Origin of the sequence: Exiguobacterium sp. s59, from assembly GCF_018617475.1 — a bacterium.
GTDB lineage: Bacteria > Bacillota > Bacilli > Exiguobacteriales > Exiguobacteriaceae > Exiguobacterium > Exiguobacterium aestuarii.
Window position 1 is genome coordinate 582,171 of sequence record NZ_JACSKG010000001.1, and the last position, 19,719, is coordinate 601,889.

Sequence of the window (19,719 nt, forward strand, 5' to 3'; positions counted from 1 at the left end):
ATGCGAAAATCACGTTCTGTCGAAGAAATGATTCAAGAATTAAAAGAAGATCCGAGCTTTGCCAAAAACGTCCGCCACTGGCATACAGTCGATGCACGTCCGGCACAATATGCCCCCATTCCAGAGCAAGTACCGAAACAATTGACGAACGTCTTGAAGAGCCGGGGAATCGAACAGCTGTATACGCACCAGGCTGAAGCTGTGAAACAAACGGCAGCCGGTCACTCGACTGTCATAGTGACGCCGACCGCATCAGGAAAAACACTGTGCTATAACTTACCGGTACTTTCTAAGATGATTGAAAAACCAACAGCACGTGCGCTTTATCTTTACCCGACAAAAGCACTCGCGCAAGATCAAAATAGTGATTTGATGGAGATGGTCGAGGCACTCGAGGGGAATTTGCGATGCTTTACGTATGATGGGGATACGTCTCCCGCCGCGCGAACAAAAGTCAGGGATGCGGGAAATATCGTCATCACCAATCCGGATATGCTCCATTCCGGAATTTTACCGCACCACACGAAATGGATTCGTCTATTTGAAAATTTAGAGTATATCGTCGTCGATGAGTTGCACACGTACCGTGGTGTGTTTGGTAGCCACGTCGCAAACGTGTTTCGTCGATTGAAGCGAATTTGCGCCTATTATGGAAGTCATCCGAAATGGATCATGACTTCCGCGACGATTGCGAATCCACGTGAACTCGCTGAATTGTTGACGGAAGAGGAAGTCGTGTTAATCGACCGGAACGGGGCGCCTCAAGGGAAGAAGCATCTCGTCTTTTACAATCCCCCTGTCGTCAACGAAGCACTTGGAATTCGTAGAAGTGCAACACTCGAGACGAAACGTATCGCATCGAAGCTCGTCGAAGCAAACATTCAAACGATTGTATTCGCACGATCGCGTGTCCGCGTCGAGGTGCTTTTAACATATTTACAAGAACTGACACGACGAGAGCTTGGACCGAAGTCGATTGTCGGGTATCGAGGGGGTTATCTTCCATCGGAACGCCGCGAAATTGAACGACGGTTACGGAATGGTGAAATCAAAGCAGTCGTCTCAACGAATGCGTTAGAACTCGGCGTGGATATCGGGCAGTTACAAGCATGCGTTCTCAATGGCTACCCCGGAACCGTCGCCTCACTTTGGCAACAAGCTGGACGTGCAGGTCGTCGTCATTCCGAGTCACTCGTCGTATTCGTTGCGTCTTCGTCCTCTCTCGACCAGCTTGTCGTCGAACAACCTGATATGATTTTAGATCGTTCGCCGGAAGCTGCTCGCCTTGACCCGAATAACTTGATTATTTTAGTGGACCATATGAAGTGCGCCGCATTCGAATTACCGTTTCAAAAAGGAGAGCGATTTGGAACGGTCGACACAGAGGATATTTTAGAGTTCCTGACCGATGCGCAAGTGCTACACGAACGAGCGAATAAATACTATTGGATGACGGACTCATTCCCGGCGCATGACATCTCTCTTCGAACGAGCGACCAAGAGAATGTCGTCATCGTCGACCAAACCGCAAAACATCAAGTGATCGGTGAAATGGATACGTTTAGTGCGATGACCTTATTACATGATGAAGCAATCTATTTGCATGGCGCCGAACAATATCAAGTCGAAAAGTTAGACTTCGAAGAGAAAAAGGCGTTCGTCCGTCGTGTCGATGTCGACTACTATACGGATGCGAATTTGGCCGTAGAATTGAAAGTGCTCGAAGAAAACAAGACGGATGGTGCAAAAACGTTTGGCGAAGTATCCGTCATTGCGATGGCCACCCTCTTTAAAAAAATTAAATTTGGAACACATGAGAACATCGGGTCAGGTCCGATTCATCTCCCGGAGCGAGAATTGCATACGACGGCGACGTGGTTCACATTAGACGAACGTTATGCATACTCGGAGGCAGATCTCGAAGATCAACTTGAGGCGGTCAGTGACTTGTTTAGACGACTCGCACCGCTCTATCTCATGTGTGATACACTCGATTTATTTACGACCATTCAAATGAAGTCGACTCATACGAATAAACCGACCGTCTATTTATATGACCGCTATCCTGGTGGCATCGGTCTCAGTGAGGCGCTTTATAAAGATGCAGATATGGTACTTGAAGCAGCAGAACGGACAGTATCAGACTGCCCGTGTGAGAGCGGATGTCCTCGCTGTGTCGGTATGGTCGGATACGGGGACTTCAAACAGCAAGTCATTCGTCAGTTACAAGCATTGAAAGGATCGTTATGAAAGCAAAATTATCTAGATTAATAAAAACGAAAGAACCTGTCGAACCAGTACGCACGGCATCTCCCGACGAAGTGGAGCAGCGGAAGTGGATTGAGCAGGGTGGGGACATTTTAACGTTTGAAGAGGAGTGGTGTGTTCGAATCCGAAAGACATATCCACTAGATGAGATTTACCACGACTATGCTTTCGGAGACGCAAGTCGAATGATGCGAAAAACTGAACATCCGTTTTTTGCGGTCGACTTAGAACCAGAACAAGTACTTTTCATGGATACGGAGACGACCGGGCTACGTGGATCTGGCACATCGATTTTTTTAATCGGGTTTGCGAGAATTCGAGCAGAACACTTAGAAATGATTCAATATGTCTTGCCGCACCCTGCGTTTGAGACCGCCTTTTACTATCATTTCTTGCAAGATATCGGAGACGAGGTACGTTTCGTCACCTATAACGGGAAGTCCTTCGACTGGCCGCAAATCAAGACGAGACATACGTTTGTCAAATCTCGGGTCAAAGCGTTGCCTTCCGTCGGTCATGTCGATTTATTACATGCCGCAAGGCGATTGTTGAAACCGAGATTAGAATCGGTGTCACTTAAAGCTGTCGAAACGTATTTCGGTCATGGCCGAACAGATGACCTTCCTGGATTTTTAGCACCGATGCATTATTTCCAGTACGTCAAAGAACGGAACCCGGAGATTCTCATGCCGGTCCTCGAACACCATCATGCAGACTGTTTAAGTCTTGTCTCTCTCTACACAAGACTTAGTCAACTTGTCACGACTCCACAAACAGATTTCGGTGAAGAGCGTGCGCATTGGTTACATGACCTTGGCGAACAGGAACGGGCGCTCGAAGCGTTTGAACAGCTTTCGAGTCCTTCGAAGCGAGCCGTCATGCGGCAAGCAATGCTATTGAAGCGAACGGGACGTATGGAGCAAGCAATTCCGTTATTCGAATCATTGCATACGATCGAGGGCTATGTTGAACTCGCCAAATATGCAGAGCACAAGCAGAAGGATGTGGCACTCGCGATTGATTATACGGAACGAGCGATGGAGCTCCTTGAACAAAAACGCACAGTGTTGCGTCAAACGATCAATCGAGAAAAGGCCGAGCTAGAACATCGCCGTGCCCGTCTAGAAAGGAAGAGATCATGAAAGTTGTAGCCATCACAGGATATCGTCCTCATGAACTTGGAATTTTCAAAGCAGATCACCCCGGAATTGAAATCATTCAAGAAGCTTATCGTAAAAAAATTCTTGAAGTCATCGAACTTGGCGCTGAATGGTTCATCTTTAGTGGAACGAACGGTTGTGAATTATGGGCCGGACAAGTATTGTTAGAGTTAAGAGAAACTTATCCAATTAAAATTGCGGTATTTCCTCCGTTCTTAAATATGGACGAACGCTATAAACCGTTCGAGCAAGAATTATTTGTGCAACTGCAACTCGAAGCCGACTTCTTCGAACCGTTGACGCAACGTCCGTATGAGGATCCAAGTCAACTACGCGCAAAAACTGCATTCTTTTTAGACAAAGCAGAAGGATTGATTACCTTGTATGACGAAGAAACGGAAGGAAGTCCCCGTTTTCTAGTAGAAGGGGCACGGCGGAAGCCGAATATGGAAGTCTTTTTGATTAATCAGGAAGATTTACGTGTCATTGAGGAAGAAAAACAATGGGAACAACAATGGGAGTGATACGATGCAAACCGAACTAACGGCAGAAGCAATTTATAAACAAGAATTTAAAACAGCATTACGAGGGTATTCGCAAGAAGAAGTCGATCAATTCTTAGACGTGGTCATTCGCGATTATGAAAAGATGGCAAAAGAGATCGATCGTCTTCAAAAGGAAAATGATTCATTGCGTCGCGAATCATCACCTGCAGCGGAACCTGTCAAGCCAGCGCAGCCTGTCGCATCTAATTATGATATGTTGCGTCGCATCTCAAATCTCGAAAAAGCAGTCTTCGGAAAGCAAGTGGGACCAAGCGAATAAGGAATAGGGGGGTGGAGTGAATGTTACAAGTGTTAACGGCTACTGAGAAACAACCCGTTAAACAACAGACAAGAAAGCTGTTTCGTCCGAAAGAAGAAGTGATGAAAGCACCGTCATGCTATACGGATCGTCTCGTCGAAAACATTAGACACACTTGTCGTTTTGATTGGATGATGATTGAACAAGTCGAGTTTGGGGACGATCTCGTTCATTACGTGCTCGTTGGACCTAAAGGAGTATTTTTGATTCAATTAAATCGAACTCCAGCCCCTGTCCATTTGACGAACCGCGAGTGTCGGACAGAGACGTCTATGGGATGGAAACACGTCTATCCACATCCTGTCACGGAGTTAGAGCGAATGACCAAACAAGTACGTTCACGACTGAAAAAAGAGTGTGGACAAGCGATTCCGGTTTATTCGTTTTTAATCTTCCCAGAGACGGAACAGTTGAAGCTTAAACGGATTAAGGCCAATTGTGGCGACTCTTTCAAGTTGGTCGATCAGGTCATCAGCAAAACCAATCTTGAGATGTTGACGGAGCCACTTGTTAAACAAATCGCCTACTACTGTTCTGAAAGACAAGTACATAAATAAGAAGAAGGCCAAATGATTGTATTTGGCCTTCTTCTTATTTTAATAGTTCTCTAGCTTTTGCCGCATCATCTCGATGGACGAACAGTGCGACACGGTCGTCTAAATTTTTTGCGAGCGGTTTTAACAACTTTCCGGTCGGAAGTCCTTGTTCTATCCGACAGGTGATTCCCTGTTCTGTCAGGTAATGATAGTCACCTAATAGTTCCTCGCCTTGCTTCCCAAACGCTTCACCGAAGCGAACCCATTTTAAGTTGCGAATCGTACGAATCGTGACCAAAATGACGAACAAGATGGCGAGTACAATGATGAATAATGTTTCCAACGCATTCAACCCCTTCTTTACACAAGTTTAATGGTGCGGCGAGTTGAAAGCAATATGAAGTGAACGTTATACTAAAATGGAAAAGAGGGGGATTTTATGAAAAAACCGATTCAATCGAGACGAGAGGCAATCTCGCTCCTCGAAGACCAGCAAGTACTCTACATTCGAATTCATAACGGCCAAACCGGTATGATCAAATCGACGGAAGAAGGCATCATCGTCGCCATCCCGAATGAAGAGACAGACAAAATTGATTTTCGTAAGCTCGAGGATATCGAGGCGTTTGAAGCGTTCTACGATTTGACGCTTTCAAAACCAGGTATTCTATATGTAAATGTTGAAGAATAAATGACATGGAGAGCTTCACCAATGTGGTGAAGCTCTCCATTTATACACGCTTATGTTTGCGGAAGCCAGACGGCTAACTTGTCCTGTAAAGGTTTTAGACGGACATGATGTTGCATATGCAATAAATAGCCGTCTGGACGTATGACCAATATACCGCGTTTCATAAATAGTGACTTGGCAAGTTCATTTCCTTGATCGAAAAATGGACGACTCGTCTTCGACAATGTAATGGTTTGAATGAATGGATGATGCTGATTTAAGAATTCATAAATCGCTGTCAAATCACGTTTGCCATCGTCGAACACGAGCACTTGGAAGCGTCCGTCGGCAATCTCCGAAATCTTCGTCCGAAAGCCGTCATCGGTTCGTAAAATCTCTGTCTCAGGAAAGATCTTTCCTTCGGAAACTCGTCGAAATGGCATACGCAACGCTTTCGGATAGGACAGATGAAGTTGCGAGATTCGTTCCGTTATCTTTTGATTAACGAGATTGACTCGTGTGAAGACATCAGCTCCGATGGCTTGGAACGGTAACAGCATCGGAAGGGTCGTTTGAAGCATCACGGTCGCGATATTCGTCGTCTGTAGGACATTCTTTGCAACGTGCTCGCGTTCATCCCGATACGTCGAGACGACTTGATGTGGAGCACCCGTCTTCAAATGGAGCCATAGCTTCCAACCTAAGTTGAATGCATCCGCAATCCCAGTGTTCATTCCTTGTCCACCGACCGGAGAATTGATATGAGCCGCATCGCCCATTAGAATGATGCGATTATGGATAAACGTATCGACCATCCGATTATGAACGCGAAAAAGTGAGAACCACTCGACATCGTGGATGTGAACAGGCATGTGACTACGTTGTTCAACAAATTGTTGAAGGTCCGATTCCACGAATGATTCATCGGTTCGTAAGTTTCCCGTTATCCGGATTGTTTCATCTGTGAGTGGAAATACTTCTAGCACCCCTTGATCCGAGAAGAAAATATGCACCTCTTCGCGAGAAATGGGCCAATCTGCTTTCAAATCCGCTAACACCCATGCCTCTTTAAACGACTTCCCACTGAAAGGGAGGGCGAGCATTCGACGGATAGAACTGTTCGCACCATCAGCGGCGACGACATATTTGGCTTCGACTGAACGCTGGGTCCCATCTGCAGCAGTCAAATGAGCAATCGTACGTGATGGATATTGGGTGATCGACGAGAGTGATTCGCCGCGCTTCACTGCGTGACCATGTTTGTGTAGGGCGCGTTCTAAAATTTCTTCTGTTTCATTTTGTCGCAGTAGTGTCACGAAAGGATACGGAGTGACAAGCTTTGAAAACTCTAGCTTTGCCGTCCATTGACCTGAGAAATAGAGATTTCCCCGTTCAATCGTACGGGCCCGCTCGAGCACTTCTTGGGCAACATCTAAGCGAGAGAACACTTCGATTGTCCGCGGCTGTATCCCGATGGCCCGAGAATTATCCGACGGGGTCGTCTTTCGGTCGATGATTTGAAATGAAACGCCATATCTGGCTAAGGTGAGGCCGAGCGTCAGGCCGGTCGGTCCGGCTCCGACGATTAGTACATCCACTTGTTCGTCCAAAGTGATCAACTCCTATCATTAATAATGATATTTCCGACATTGGCAGCGATTAAACGAAAAGTGGGGTATAGAACGGTATAAGATATTCGATGATGGAAGGTGAGTGAACGGTGTGCAGCCATGGATCAATGAAAATCAAATTCGAAATAGCTTTACAATGGAAGAAGATTACGAACAGACAGCGGCGGTATTAATTCCGCTCGTTGAAATAGAGAAGGAATGGCATGTCGTCTTTGAAGTACGTGCCCATACGATGCGGCAGCAACCCGGGGAGATTTCTTTTCCAGGAGGTCGACTTGAAAAAGGAGAGACACCTGTCGAAGCGGCGGTGCGAGAAACGTGTGAGGAGCTCGAGGTTGCGTCAACTCAAATTGAAGTCATTGGCAAATTGAGGCCGCTCGCCACACCCCATCGACAATTGATTTATCCATTTGTCGGAATCTTATCGGAATTACCAAGTGTGAAAGAAACGGATGAGGTCGATCACTTGTTTACGGTACCGGTCTCTACATTGCTTATGATTGACCCGTTCCATGGAGAGATGGAGTGGACGATGAATCCAGATCAGAATATTCCATTAGATCGATTGGCGAATGCTAAAGCGTACAAAAAACGGGTAATTAAAATGAGAGAACCTTTCTACGAACATGAAGACTATATCATTTGGGGACTTACTGGAAAATTTTTGACACAATTTATTCAACGCATAAAAGAAAACGTATTCAAACCGACATAATTTCGTTATAATGATAGAAACAAATTTAGATTGGAAGTGAATGGGTGTGTCTGAAGAATTCCTCGTAGGTGATATCGTGAAGTCGACTCGTGAAGGATGGGTCGCAGAAGTGACCGCCGTACTGACCAATACTGTGATCGGAGACGTTTCGATCATGGAAGAGTTTCAACAACTCGGGCTCGAGTTTGAAAAACAAGTTTTATTAAAATCAGATTTGGAATTGATTGAACGCGCCAGCTGACCTTTTTTCTGAAAGGGATGATTCAGGTGTCCATTGACAAAAAAGTACGTGAATGGCAAGAGGCGGGTTTGTTAGATGAAGCGACGGGTAAAAGACTAGTCGACTATGAACATACACAACGGGCGGCTAGTGAGCGACATGATCACAAGCCGCCTGTTTTAGTTATTGTCGGCTCGATTTTACTGGCACTCAGCCTATTTAGCTTCGTTGCAGCCAATTGGCAGGCGATTCCTGACCTCTTAAAGATTGGGTTATTTCTTATTTTTATGGTTGGATTTTATGTCTTTGCCGAGCGGGTCCGCTTGAAAACGCCGAGGTACGTCACTTTATTACGCGTATTAGGATTTGTCTTTTTTGTAGCGACCATGGCGGTCATCTTTACCACGTATAATCTATCCGGGCAATTGACGTTTCTGTTTTGGATCCTCTTCACGATGGCAGTTTTGCACAGAATCATGTATGAGCACGTCATTTTTTCGATTATCTCCGCTATCACTGCATTCATGGCCGTCACGAACAGTTTCGAAGGTATAGGGTTGACGTTGATTGGATTTGCACTCGTCGTGACATGGGTATGGTTCCATTTTGTGGAGGAATCATTGGATCGGACGTTCGCATGGCTCACCTTTTACGGTATTCTCAATATCTTTGGTCAATATGTGAACTATGAAGGAAGACTATGGCCACTTTGGTCACTCGTCATTTTACATGCGTTACTTCTAATTTATCGTAAGCGGGCTGCTTGGCAAGCTGCCTATTTATTTGTCGCAGCCGTGCTTTCCATTGGCTATTTAGTGAATGTCACGGAAAGCTGGCTCTCGCAAAGACCACCTTCGATACTAGAAGCGACCCTTCTATCCATAGCACTCGTTGCCGTCTATTTGATTCATCGCCGAAACGATCTGTTGTGGGTGAGTTTGCTCGCAGTCATTCCATTTGCATTATTCGAGGATTCAGGTGTACTTCTGGCGGTATTGATTGAAGTGATTGCATTGGCATACCTCGTCCGTCAAGACATGATGAGACAACCAACCATCTTCGCCTTTATCTATTTCCTAGTTGTCCAGATGACGATTTATTTCATTTATGTATGGGACCGTCTGGATATCTCTCTCTTCTTCTTGATCGGTGCGCTCATCGTCTTCGCATTGTCACTCGGACTATGGTGGCGTAATCGTACGAGAAGGGATGTGACGACATGAAACGATTGTCCACGTGGGTCATTCCGGCCGTCCAAGTCATGATTGCCGTCCTGTTTGTCATTCTTGTCTTTGCCATCTCGTGGGTAGGGGAGACATACACGTTCAAAGGTACTTCGTATGAACCGTATGACCCGTATTTTGGAGACTCTATCTATCTGGAATATGACGAATTCGAAGGACGTCAAAATGTTGAGACGGGGACGGTTTACGTTTCGTTCGAGCAAGGGGAAGATGGATTTGCCGTCATCGACCGAGTCGAGTCAAAACCGTTTTTCGGAGGAGTACGGGCGAACTACTATGACCGCAACCTTTATATAGAAGAAATGGGGTCGTATCGTGTCCCTCAAGATGAAGTAGACAGGGTGGAAGGGGAAAAATCTTTCACGGTCCAAGTCGATGTTGCACCGTGGGGGATGCTCAGATTGCATGATTTAAAGCCAATTGAATAAATAAAACACATGACAGGAAGATTACAGGTTTGTTACATGATTTATTGTAACGATTCTGTAATTTTTTTGTGAAACCTAGTAATAGCAACGTTTTTCGCAATTGTTACAATCTGTAACCACTTTTTACGTCATATGTCAGGAATATTTCACTTCGTTGAAACGGCTACTCCAATGTAACGTGTCGTGGTAAATTAACATCTGTTCGTTACATAACGAGAAAGGTGATGACCTTACTACGATGAAATTGATTAAATATATGATGTTATTTGGAACCGCAATGATTGGGATGTTCACATTCGTTGGTCAAGCAGATGCTGCACAGATCGGAATCGGGACAGAACAGAAAATTGTACAAAATCCAATTGAATTAGAACGACAAGCGATTGAAGAAGAACGACAGAAAGAAATCGCCCGTCAAAAGAAAATTGCCGAAGAAAAACGCATCGCTGAAGAGAAACGCATCGCTGAAGAGAAGCGTCTCGAAGCAGAACGTCTTGCTGCAGAGAAAGAGAAAGCAGAAAAGGAAAGACTTGCTAAACTTGAAGCAGAACGAAAAGCTGAAGAAGCGCGTAAAGAAGCAGAACGTGCGGCAGCAAAAAAGGCAGCGGCTTCTTCGAATAAAAAGACTACGGCGACACCAGTGTCTACGTCAGCGGGTAAAAAAGTCATTACAGTCGAATCGACTGCATATTCAAATGATGTCGCTGATAACAAGGCATATGGTGGTCGTGTCTTAACAGCAACTGGTCATGACGTGACTGATTCGATTTATTATAACGGGATGCGAATCATCGCTGTTGACCCTGCCGTCATTCCATTAGGTTCTAAAGTCCATATCCAAGGTGTCGGTGATGCGATTGCCCTTGATACAGGTGGAAGAATCAAAGGACATATCGTCGATTTACTCGTCGATTCCAAACAGGATGCGATCCAATGGGGGCGTCGTCACATCAAAGTAACGCTTTACTAATGGTCAGGTTCTCCAATAGGAGAGCCTTTTTTTGTTTAACAAAGTAGAGAAACGGGCAAAATACTATTTGAATTTCCATTTTGGAAATAGTCGAGGAGGGATCAGGTTGATTGAGTTTCGTGATGTGTCAAAACGTTATGAAGACGGGACGTTAGCCGTCAAAGAGTTAAGCTTAACAGTAGAAAAAGGAGAAATCTTTGTATTGATTGGACCTTCCGGGTGTGGAAAGACCACGACGATGAAGATGGTCAATCGCCTCATCGATCATACGGACGGTAAGATTTTAATCGATGGAAAAGAAATCTATCAATTCGATATTTTTGAGTTACGCCGTAACATCGGTTATGTGCTTCAACAAATTGCCTTATTCCCCCATCTAACAGTTGAAGAAAACATCTCTGTCGTACCGGAACTATTGAAATGGAAAAAAGAACGAACGAAAGACCGTGTGACGGAATTGATGAAAATTGCCGGTCTCGACCCGAAATTACGTTCGAAGAAGCCCTCGGAACTATCTGGTGGTCAACAACAACGGGTCGGGGTATTGCGCGCACTAGCCGCAGACCCGGACGTCATCCTGATGGACGAACCGTTCTCTGCGCTTGACCCCATTAGCCGTGGTCAATTGCAAGATGACATCAAGCGACTAAATGATGAACTCGGTAAGACGATTCTATTTGTCACACACGACATGCAAGAAGCGATGAAGCTCGGTGACCGCATCGCATTGATGCGCGACGGCGAACTCATGTTGGTCGGTACACCAGATGAAATATTGGCGAGTGAAGATCCGTTCGTCTTAGAATTCACACAACGCGGAAGAGGTGAGCTAGATGCTTGAGACGTTCCAAAATAGACAAGGTCAGCTTGTCGAGGCACTGATTGAGCACTTGCAGCTCTCTGTCGTATCGCTTTTAATTGCCGTTTTGATTGCCGTACCATTAGGGATTTGGCTGACACGTCGTAAGAAAATTGCCGAGACCGCCATTGGTGTTACAGCAATTATTCAAACGATCCCTTCGCTTGCCCTACTCGGGTTAATGATTCCACTCGTAGGAATCGGAGCATTGCCTGCCATCATCGCGCTTGTGTTATATGCGCTCCTACCAATTTTACGTAACACGTTTACTGGATTGAATGAAGTGGACAAATCGTTACTTGAAGCAGCTCGAGCTTGTGGGATGAAGCCGAATCAAAGTTTGATGAAAGTCGAACTTCCCCTTGCATTGCCGGTCATCATGGCTGGTATCCGTACAGCGATGGTCTTAATCGTCGGTACGGCAACACTCGCTGCTCTTGTCGGAGCAGGCGGACTTGGTACACTCATCTTACTTGGGATTAACCGAAACGATAATTACTTAATCTTACTGGGTGCGATCCCAGCCGCTATTTTGGCACTCCTGTTTGACTTCTTGTTGCGTCAGATGGAAGGTGCGACAGCGACTCGCAATAAGACGAAATTGATTGCTGTTTCTACCGTACTCGCCCTGGTCATCATCACGCCGCTCGCATTTGGTCGCTCTCAAGAGACAGACCTTGTCGTTGCCGGTAAACTCGGTCCAGAGCCAGAAATTCTGATGAATATGTATAAGCTATTGATTGAGGAAGAAACAGATTTGACTGTATCCGTGAAACCGAACTTCGGGGAGACGACGTTCGTATGGGGCGCACTCCAATCAGGTGACGTCGATATTTATCCGGAGTTCACAGGTACAGCACTCGCGAGTCTCGTCAAAGAGACACCTGAGTCAAACGATGCAGGTGAGGTATATGAACAAGCGAGAGAGGCACTGGCCGAAGACGGATACGTGATGCTCGAACCGATGAAGTTTAACAATACGTATGCGCTCGCGATTCCACGTGACTATGCCGAGGCAGAAGACATTACGGCTATTTCAGATTTACGGAATGTCGAGTCCGATATTAAAGCCGGTTTCACCCTCGAGTTCACCGACCGTGAAGACGGGTATCCTGGCTTACAAAACGAGTATGGGTTTGATTTCCCATCTGTCGTCTCGATGGAGCAGAAATTACGTTATCGCGCCATCGCTCGAGGGGATGTCAATCTAGTCGACGCTTATGCGACGGATCCTGATATCGCCGAGAACGATCTCGTCGTATTAGAAGACGACCGACAATTCTTCCCACCTTATCAAGGCGCACCACTCATGAAAGAGGAGACGCTTGAAGAGTATCCGGAGATTGAGGATGCGCTCAACCAACTCGCCGGCAAAATTACAGACGAACAGATGTCTGAACTGAACCGACGTGTTGCCTACGGAAATGAACGTGCTTATGATGTAGCGAAAGACTTCTTAGAACAGGAAGGGTTATTATGAGAGCTTTGATTATTTCGAATCCGAAGTCTGGTACGAGCGAAACGATGCTCGGAGAAGTCATCGGAACGATTGAATCGCTCTACGAAGAAATAATTATCAAGAAAACTCAAGAAATCGGGGACGCGCTCCGATTCGCGAAAGAAAGTGGAACGTTCGACCATATGATTGTGATAGGGGGAGACGGGACCTTAAACGAAGTGGTGAATGGCTTAATGACGTTAGAGCGTGAGGAGCGTCCGACAGTAGGAATCATTCCTGCCGGGACATGTAATGATTTTGCGCGAGCGCTTGAACTTCCCATTCAACCGACACAAGCGGCAAGTGTCATTAAGTCGAATCATGAACAGCATGTGGACGTTATTCAAGTTGATGAGATGTATGCTCTCAATTTCGTAGGAGTCGGATTGATTGCAGACACGTCACGTCAAATCGATCCGGATGAAAAGGAAGCGTTAGGTTCAATCGGTTACTTTTTAGCGACTATCCGCCAGTTTCGCGAAGCTGACCCATTTGAGATTCGGTTACGACGAGGAGATGAACTCCTTTACGAAGGTGATGTCAGTTTTCTATATGTAGGGAATGGGAGTTATCTCGGGACCGTACCGACGAAGCTTGAGACACAATCGTTTTCAGACGGATTGTTAGAAGTCGTTCACAGTTCGTCAATCGGATTTCCGATGATTCGACAATTGTTGGCCCAGCAACTCGGTCTTGGTCAAAAATCGACGGAATGGAATCACTTTCAGGCTCCTCATGTCGAAGTCGAGTTAAATGAACCCCAAATCATCGATGTAGACGGTGAGCATTTCGAAACCGATCACTTAACGATACGAATTCGAGAGCAGGCTCTCATGTTTTTAACGCCATAAAGCATCAACAGAGAAAAGTATTCAGACTTTTCTCTGTTTTTTTGTTGTCCTGACCCTTGAACCGTGTTAGTATTTCACTATTATTATGAAAATGAAATGAAAAACAGGAAGTAGGGGTAATCATGGCGCAAAACTCATTCGCCTCAAAAATTGGATTCATTCTAGCTGCCGCAGGGTCGGCAATCGGTTTAGGTGCGATATGGAAGTTTCCATACGTCACTGGAACTAGTGGGGGCGGTGCCTTTTTACTCATGTTTTTGGCGTTCACATTATTACTCGGTCTCCCATTATTAATTGGTGAATTCATCGTTGGACGTTCTACGCAAAAGACGGCACTTCTCGCCTTCAAAAAATTAGGGCACGGTCGTTGGACCATCATCGGTTATTTAGGTGTCATCGCATGTTTCTTGTTGCTTTCCTTCTATAGTGTTATTGGAGGATGGGTTCTCATTTATATCGGGCTCGGTTTAAGTGGAACATTAAGCGGGCGTTCGGCTGACGAATTCGGGGATGTTTTCGGAAACGTCGTTTCAACACCAGGAATTGCTGTACTCGGACAATTTTTATTCCTTTTAATCACGCTCTTGATTGTATTACGTGGAGTTGAAGCAGGAATCGAACGAATGAGTAAAATTTTAATGCCACTCTTGTTCGTCAGCTTCTTAGTTCTCGTCGTCCGTTCATTGACACTTGACGGAGCGATGGAAGGGGTTCGCTTCTTCTTACAACCGGACTTCTCAGCATTAACGGGTGAATCAGTGTTGTTTGCTTTAGGTCAAGCCTTCTTCTCCTTATCGTTAGGAGTAGCGGCGATGTTGACGTATGCGTCTTACATTAAGACGAAAGGGACGTTGAATCGTTCGGCGAACATGATTGTTCTATTGAACATTGCAGTATCACTCTTAGCTGGGCTTGCCATCTTCCCGGCAGTCTTTGCATCGGGACTTGACCCGGCTGAAGGTCCGGCGCTACTGTTCGTCGTGTTACCGGCAGTCTTCAACCAAGTACCACTTGGTGGATTCTTCATGGTCTTGTTCTTCCTATTATTCGCTTTCGCATCGATCACGTCATCGATTGCCATGTTAGAAGTCGTCGTTGCAGGTGTGACGGATCGATTGAATGAAAAGAAATCGAGTTGGACGAAGAAACAAGTGACCGTGACGGCCGCTATTCTCGTCTTCGTTGTAGGAGTTCCATCCGCATTGTCGTTCGGATTATTGAGTGATGTACAATTGTTTAATGGGCTAACGTTCTTCGATACGATGGATTACCTTGTTAGCTATATCTTGATGCCGGTCGGGGCGCTCTTGACATCGATTTTTGTCGGATACGTCGTCGATCAACGTATATTGAAAGATGAGATCCAAACGTCAGAACCAGGTAAGAAACTTTATCCAATCTGGCATGCGCTCATTCGTTACGTGATTCCCGTAACGGTAGCAATTGTCATGGTATCAACGTGGGTTACAACACTTACAGCACAATAACCGAAACCGTAGGCTCTCAGAGTCTACGGTTTTTTTCGTCGCACAACGGGAAAGAAGTCGTTATAGGTAGTTGTTTCTACACCTTTGGACGGAGGATTTAGCGATTTTTATTATGCTAAAATGATAGAGATGACGAAACTTTTTTTGATAGGTTTCGTAATGTACAATAGAAGTAACATGAGATGAGGTGAAAAGAATGAAAACATGGATGAAATGGGCCCTGACAGGGGCGGTCATATACTTTGCCATCAACGTATTCGATTTCTCCTGGTTATTCATTATCGTAGGGGCGCTCGTCTTGAATGAAGTCTGGTCGACGAACAAGCGCAAAAACCGTCAACGCACACCGACAACGGTTGCGAAACGTGCCAAGAAAAAACTGTTGCTTGATGAGGACGAACCATTCACGGGTTCAAGAATCCTTAAACCGATTGAAGAGCCTGTCCCAGCACGTCAATTCGAGGCGACAGACGATTTAGAGCTTCAATTTTTGCAACGGACGATTGAACAAGGTTATGAGAAGTTGCAACAGATTGACCGTGTACTTCCTGAAATTAAAGATGTGGAAGTACGACGTGAAATGAAAGCTGTCTCAAAAGAAGCGCATGAATTGTTCGAAGAACTTTTCGAAAACCCGCAAGACGCGAAACATGTTCGAGACTTGTTCACATTCTACTTAGATTCCCTCGTCTCGGTCGTCTTGAAATTTAAAGAACTTGAAGGAAAACGAGTCGTTATTCAAGAAGAGACTCGAGAGCAATTAATCACGAATATGCGACTAATTGTCGATAAATTTAAAGAACAGCGCGGACGTCTTCTTGAAGATGACGCCGTAGACTTTGAACGTGAACTGATCATGATGGAGCGAGTCTTATCTGATCAGCCGGAAGGGAGAAAGAAACATGACTTCATCGAATGAAACGAACTGGCAGTCATGGCCGGAAGAAGAGCTGACATCTGATACGAAAACAAAAACCGAAACAGAGGGGTTTAGTGACCCTTCTGTGGAGTGGTCATCTGTTTCACAACCTCATGAAGTACCTGCCATTCAAGCCAAGCCAGACGTACCTCAAGAGCATCGTGAGCGAATTACGCGATTGGCGGAGTCCATCGATATTAAAAAGACGGATTCAGTCATGCTGTTCGGCTCGAATGTCCAACGTGAACTCTCACAATTCTCTGACCAGATTTTGACGGAAGTGCGGATGAAAGACGGCGGGGATGCTGGGAAATTATTGTCTGACTTGATGCAAAACGTCCGAAAGATGGATCCAGACATGCTTCAGCCGGAAAAGAAAAGTTTCATGGACAACATCCCGCTCATCGGTCGCGCAAAGAAGAAGGCTGAAAACTACAAGCTTCAATTCGAAAAAATGAACGTCTATTTGGAAGAAGTCATTCATAACCTCGATCGTGCCAAATTCGGGCTCATGAAAGACATCACGATGCTCGATCAAATGTACGACAAGAATAAGCGATATTTCGAAGAGTTGAACGTCTATATCGCTGCGGGTGAGACGAAGCTTGATCATGTACGTGAACATGAGATTGCGCCACTTCGTCAAGAAGTGGAAATTTCAAAAGATCAGTCTAAGCTTCAACAATTGAACGATATGATTCAATTGGCAGACCGTTTCGAGAAGAAGTTACATGACTTGAAATTGAGTCGTACGATCAGTCTTCAAATGGCACCTCAAATTCGAGTGATTCAGCAGAATAACCAAATCCTTGCGGAGAAAATCGAATCAGCGGTCGTCAACACGATTCCTCTTTGGAAAAACCAAGTCGTCCTTGCACTCAGCTTGACGCGTCAGAAGACGGCACTTCGCATGCAACAGGATGTGACGAAGACGACCAACCAGTTGCTTGAGCAGAACTCGAAGATGTTGAAAGACTCTTCAATTGAAATTGCTCAAGAGAATGAAAAAGGGATTGTGTCGGTGGAGTCACTTAAAGTCGCCCACGAGAATTTACTCTCGACGTTGGATGAAACGTTACGCATTCAACAAGAAGGGAAACAAAAGCGTCGTGACGCTGAGCGTGAACTTGATCGGATGGAACATGAGCTTAAAGAGAAAGTCATCGAGATTGCTTCTAAAAATAAAGAACTACCTAAAGATACTGGATATTAAGAAGGGAAGTCTGAGCAATCAGACTTTCCTTTTCTACGAGGAGGGGCTTACATGGAGAAACAACGATTGTGGGACGAGACGTGGTTATTGTTTGCCGATATGATGGCTGAGCGACACTCAAAGTGTGCATCTAAGAGTGTTGCCTGTGTCATCGTAAAAGATGAAAAGCCGATCTCAATTGGTCTAAACGGCACACCTTCTGGTCATACGAATTGTAATGAAATCTATATCAAGCAAGAAGATGGGTTTTATAAACATACCGACTATGTTGCGTCGACGGACCTCGATATGATCAACGAACCAGCTCGGCTCATCCGTAATGGTGTAACTTATATCAAATGTACGGACCCATATGACCATCATCACTGGTCGAAGCAACATGAGATTCATGCGGAAATCAATGCGATTGGAAAATTGGCTGCCGACTCGACGAATGCGTTCGGTGCGACGGCATATGTTACCCATTCACCTTGTCATGCCTGCTCCCTTGCGCTGATTGCAGCACGCGTTGCACGCGTCGTTTATGCGGTCGGTTATGAGCATGGTGACGGTTTAGAGTTGATGCGTGAAAGTGGGATTGAAGTGTTACATATGCCACTTGAAAAAATGTACAAAAATACATTGTAAACGTTTTCATTAGATGATATATTATTAATGTACTGCCAATGGTGTTTTACTCTTCCATTATTCGCCCCTCCTCGGAGGGGCCTTTTTTTGTTCAAAATGAAGTGAGACAAACTTTACACATAATGTTCAATATTTCACAATATACTCTTTGAAATCTCTTATATAATGAAAGTAGATTCAGGAGAGGGGAATTTGATTATGGAAAAACTCGTTCGCTTTACAGATGGTGCATATGAAGTGGAAGCGTTAATCACACTTGAAGAAGTGTGGGAAGATAAATTTGCGATTGGCATGCATCAGGAATTGGCAGTCAAATCGTTAACCATTAACGGAAATGAAGTATCAGAAATCAAACACGTTCGTGCACTCCTTCGATATTATCCGACACTTGGCGTCTCGGGAATCTTGTTGGCATTAGACAAGGCAGCCGCTGAAATCGTCGCTTTGTCGAAAGATCAAGATCCAGCACTTCAATACGTTGAACTCGTGGCACTTCAAATGGATGAAGCGGCGACGAATGACTTGAAAACTTTATACGCAGCGATGTGATTTAAATTGGGTGAACTATTTCACCCAATTTTTTATTGCATCTATTTTTTGTTATGGTATGATGTTTACAGATGAAGAAATGGAATGCCATATCGTTGTCAACCATAAGCATGGGGATCTAGATAGCTAGATCGCTGTCAAAAAGCCACGTTCATAGGAACGTGGCTTTTTTTTGTGCAATGAGGTCGAATCCGGCTGCTACATCGTTAGCGAGGTGAGCGTCTGATCCTAACGTGAAAGGGATGTTCAGTCGGTTGGCGCTCTTTGCAAGTCCTGCGACGTACGGCTCGCCACAGTCAGGCTTTCTTAATCCCGCCGTGTTGAAATCGAGTCCGAAGCCCCGATCAGCAATCGCTAGTAAGAGACGTTCCTCTTCCTCTTTTACATGTGAACGGTCCCATTCATAATTTTTTTGATATTTGATCGGTAAATCAATGTGTCCAATCCGAGCGACGTTAATGTTTTCCCATGGGAATCCAAGGCCGCGTTCGATTGACTCATAATAAGCTTTCATCACATTTTCGAATGAGCCGAGCGCTGTGACTAGCTCATCAAACGTCTCAGCAGAATAATCAATCGGCATATATATGCCATCTACATATAAGAAGTGCTGTGACAAAATGACTTCATCAAGCAATGGTGCAAAAGGTTCTAATAAAGCGATTGTCTCTTCCTCAAGGTGTGGCAACAAGTCGACTTCTAGCCCGACTTTTATATCGATGACATCTTTAAAGTGTTGTTTCATCCGCTGTAATGTATCGAGATATTCAGGAAGTAGATCGATGGACATTGCTGAGTCTTGGTTCGGGACCGGATCGATAAACGATCGTGGGAACGGCGCGTGTTCTGTGAACGTCATTGTTTGCAGGCTTTTTTCGATTCCGGCTTGAATATATAGTTCAATCGGGTCTTTTGTGCCGTGTGGACAAAATGGGGTATGCACATGACCATCATGGGTAAAGTTAAACATCCGTTACACGTCCTTTTCAGTTCAATTGGTTGACAGGTGT

At 45.1% G+C, this 19,719-nt stretch carries 21 protein-coding genes and 1 pseudogene; 19 read left to right on the top strand and 3 right to left on the bottom strand.

The window, feature by feature from the left end:
- Genes KNO91_RS03010 through KNO91_RS03030 form a run of 5 tightly spaced genes read left to right on the top strand, consistent with a single transcriptional unit; the run spans position 1 to position 4,849 of the window.
- Positions 1-2,250, top strand: a complete 2,250-nt coding sequence (locus KNO91_RS03010) for a DEAD/DEAH box helicase (RefSeq protein WP_214815988.1) — start codon at positions 1-3, stop codon at positions 2,248-2,250.
- On the top strand, positions 2,247-3,410 hold the full coding sequence (locus tag KNO91_RS03015; RefSeq protein ID WP_214793935.1) for a ribonuclease H-like domain-containing protein: 1,164 nt from the start codon (positions 2,247-2,249) through the stop codon (positions 3,408-3,410). Before KNO91_RS03010 ends, KNO91_RS03015 begins: the two co-directional genes overlap by 4 nt.
- Positions 3,407-3,952 carry an SLOG family protein gene (locus KNO91_RS03020; protein ID WP_214788552.1) on the top strand — a complete coding sequence of 182 codons (546 nt, stop codon included), beginning with the start codon at positions 3,407-3,409 and terminating at the stop codon, positions 3,950-3,952. The genes KNO91_RS03015 and KNO91_RS03020 overlap by 4 nt, the downstream gene beginning before the upstream one ends.
- A gap of 4 nt (positions 3,953-3,956) precedes the next feature.
- The gene (gpsB, locus tag KNO91_RS03025; RefSeq protein WP_214793934.1) at positions 3,957-4,253 is read left to right on the top strand and encodes a cell division regulator GpsB; all 297 of its coding nucleotides are present in this window, start codon (positions 3,957-3,959) and stop codon (positions 4,251-4,253) included.
- 20 nt (positions 4,254-4,273) lie between these two features.
- Entirely contained in the window at positions 4,274-4,849 is a 576-nt protein-coding gene (locus tag KNO91_RS03030) for an NERD domain-containing protein (protein ID WP_214815991.1), read from the top strand.
- Between the two features lie 34 nt (positions 4,850-4,883).
- Here KNO91_RS03030 and KNO91_RS03035 read toward each other — a convergent pair whose 3' ends face one another.
- Complete coding sequence (locus tag KNO91_RS03035) at positions 4,884-5,171, bottom strand: hypothetical protein (protein ID WP_074034596.1); 288 nt, start codon at positions 5,169-5,171, stop codon at positions 4,884-4,886.
- 96 nt (positions 5,172-5,267) lie between these two features.
- Here KNO91_RS03035 and KNO91_RS03040 point away from each other — a divergent pair, with 96 nt between their 5' ends.
- Positions 5,268-5,519 (top strand): hypothetical protein, encoded by a 252-nt coding sequence (locus KNO91_RS03040; RefSeq protein WP_214691944.1) that lies wholly within the window; start codon positions 5,268-5,270, stop codon positions 5,517-5,519.
- A gap of 50 nt (positions 5,520-5,569) precedes the next feature.
- Here KNO91_RS03040 and KNO91_RS03045 read toward each other — a convergent pair whose 3' ends face one another.
- A complete protein-coding gene (locus tag KNO91_RS03045) occupies positions 5,570-7,108 on the bottom strand; it encodes an FAD-dependent monooxygenase (protein WP_214793932.1) in 1,539 nt (512 codons plus the stop codon).
- Between the two features lie 112 nt (positions 7,109-7,220).
- On the opposite strand from KNO91_RS03045, the gene KNO91_RS03050 reads away from it, so the two are divergent.
- From KNO91_RS03050 to KNO91_RS03110, 13 genes and pseudogenes are all read left to right on the top strand, one after another.
- Complete coding sequence (locus KNO91_RS03050; protein ID WP_371816627.1) at positions 7,221-7,844, top strand: NUDIX hydrolase; 624 nt, start codon at positions 7,221-7,223, stop codon at positions 7,842-7,844.
- A gap of 40 nt (positions 7,845-7,884) precedes the next feature.
- The gene (locus tag KNO91_RS03055) at positions 7,885-8,085 is read left to right on the top strand and encodes a DUF2187 family protein (protein ID WP_214788531.1); all 201 of its coding nucleotides are present in this window, start codon (positions 7,885-7,887) and stop codon (positions 8,083-8,085) included.
- 17 nt (positions 8,086-8,102) lie between these two features.
- Entirely contained in the window at positions 8,103-9,287 is a 1,185-nt protein-coding gene (locus KNO91_RS03060; protein WP_214815997.1) for a DUF2157 domain-containing protein, read from the top strand.
- The gene (locus tag KNO91_RS03065) at positions 9,284-9,736 is read left to right on the top strand and encodes a GDYXXLXY domain-containing protein (protein WP_214788525.1); all 453 of its coding nucleotides are present in this window, start codon (positions 9,284-9,286) and stop codon (positions 9,734-9,736) included. The genes KNO91_RS03060 and KNO91_RS03065 overlap by 4 nt, the downstream gene beginning before the upstream one ends.
- Positions 9,737-9,974: 238 nt before the next feature.
- Positions 9,975-10,706 (top strand): 3D domain-containing protein, encoded by a 732-nt coding sequence (locus KNO91_RS03070; RefSeq protein ID WP_251126026.1) that lies wholly within the window; start codon positions 9,975-9,977, stop codon positions 10,704-10,706.
- A 106-nt stretch (positions 10,707-10,812) separates the two neighbouring features.
- A pseudogene (locus tag KNO91_RS03075) lies at positions 10,813-11,529 on the top strand (ABC transporter ATP-binding protein); the annotation flags it as partial.
- A gap of 10 nt (positions 11,530-11,539) precedes the next feature.
- Positions 11,540-13,045, top strand: a complete 1,506-nt coding sequence (locus KNO91_RS03080) for an ABC transporter permease/substrate-binding protein (protein WP_214788519.1) — start codon at positions 11,540-11,542, stop codon at positions 13,043-13,045.
- Complete coding sequence (locus KNO91_RS03085; RefSeq protein ID WP_214816000.1) at positions 13,042-13,914, top strand: diacylglycerol/lipid kinase family protein; 873 nt, start codon at positions 13,042-13,044, stop codon at positions 13,912-13,914. Before KNO91_RS03080 ends, KNO91_RS03085 begins: the two co-directional genes overlap by 4 nt.
- A gap of 122 nt (positions 13,915-14,036) precedes the next feature.
- Entirely contained in the window at positions 14,037-15,401 is a 1,365-nt protein-coding gene (locus tag KNO91_RS03090; protein WP_214788513.1) for a sodium-dependent transporter, read from the top strand.
- A gap of 196 nt (positions 15,402-15,597) precedes the next feature.
- Positions 15,598-16,320 carry a 5-bromo-4-chloroindolyl phosphate hydrolysis family protein gene (locus KNO91_RS03095; protein ID WP_214788511.1) on the top strand — a complete coding sequence of 241 codons (723 nt, stop codon included), beginning with the start codon at positions 15,598-15,600 and terminating at the stop codon, positions 16,318-16,320.
- Positions 16,304-17,533 (top strand): toxic anion resistance protein, encoded by a 1,230-nt coding sequence (locus KNO91_RS03100; RefSeq protein ID WP_074034586.1) that lies wholly within the window; start codon positions 16,304-16,306, stop codon positions 17,531-17,533. The genes KNO91_RS03095 and KNO91_RS03100 overlap by 17 nt, the downstream gene beginning before the upstream one ends.
- 51 nt (positions 17,534-17,584) lie before the next feature.
- Entirely contained in the window at positions 17,585-18,160 is a 576-nt protein-coding gene (locus KNO91_RS03105; RefSeq protein ID WP_214793923.1) for a deoxycytidylate deaminase, read from the top strand.
- Positions 18,161-18,358: 198 nt separating this feature from the next.
- A complete protein-coding gene (locus KNO91_RS03110) occupies positions 18,359-18,709 on the top strand; it encodes a hypothetical protein (RefSeq protein WP_214788506.1) in 351 nt (116 codons plus the stop codon).
- A gap of 151 nt (positions 18,710-18,860) precedes the next feature.
- Here the strand turns inward: KNO91_RS03110 and hisJ are convergent, their stop codons facing one another.
- A complete protein-coding gene (hisJ, locus tag KNO91_RS03115) occupies positions 18,861-19,679 on the bottom strand; it encodes a histidinol-phosphatase HisJ (RefSeq protein ID WP_214816003.1) in 819 nt (272 codons plus the stop codon).
- Positions 19,680-19,719 lie beyond the last annotated feature (40 nt).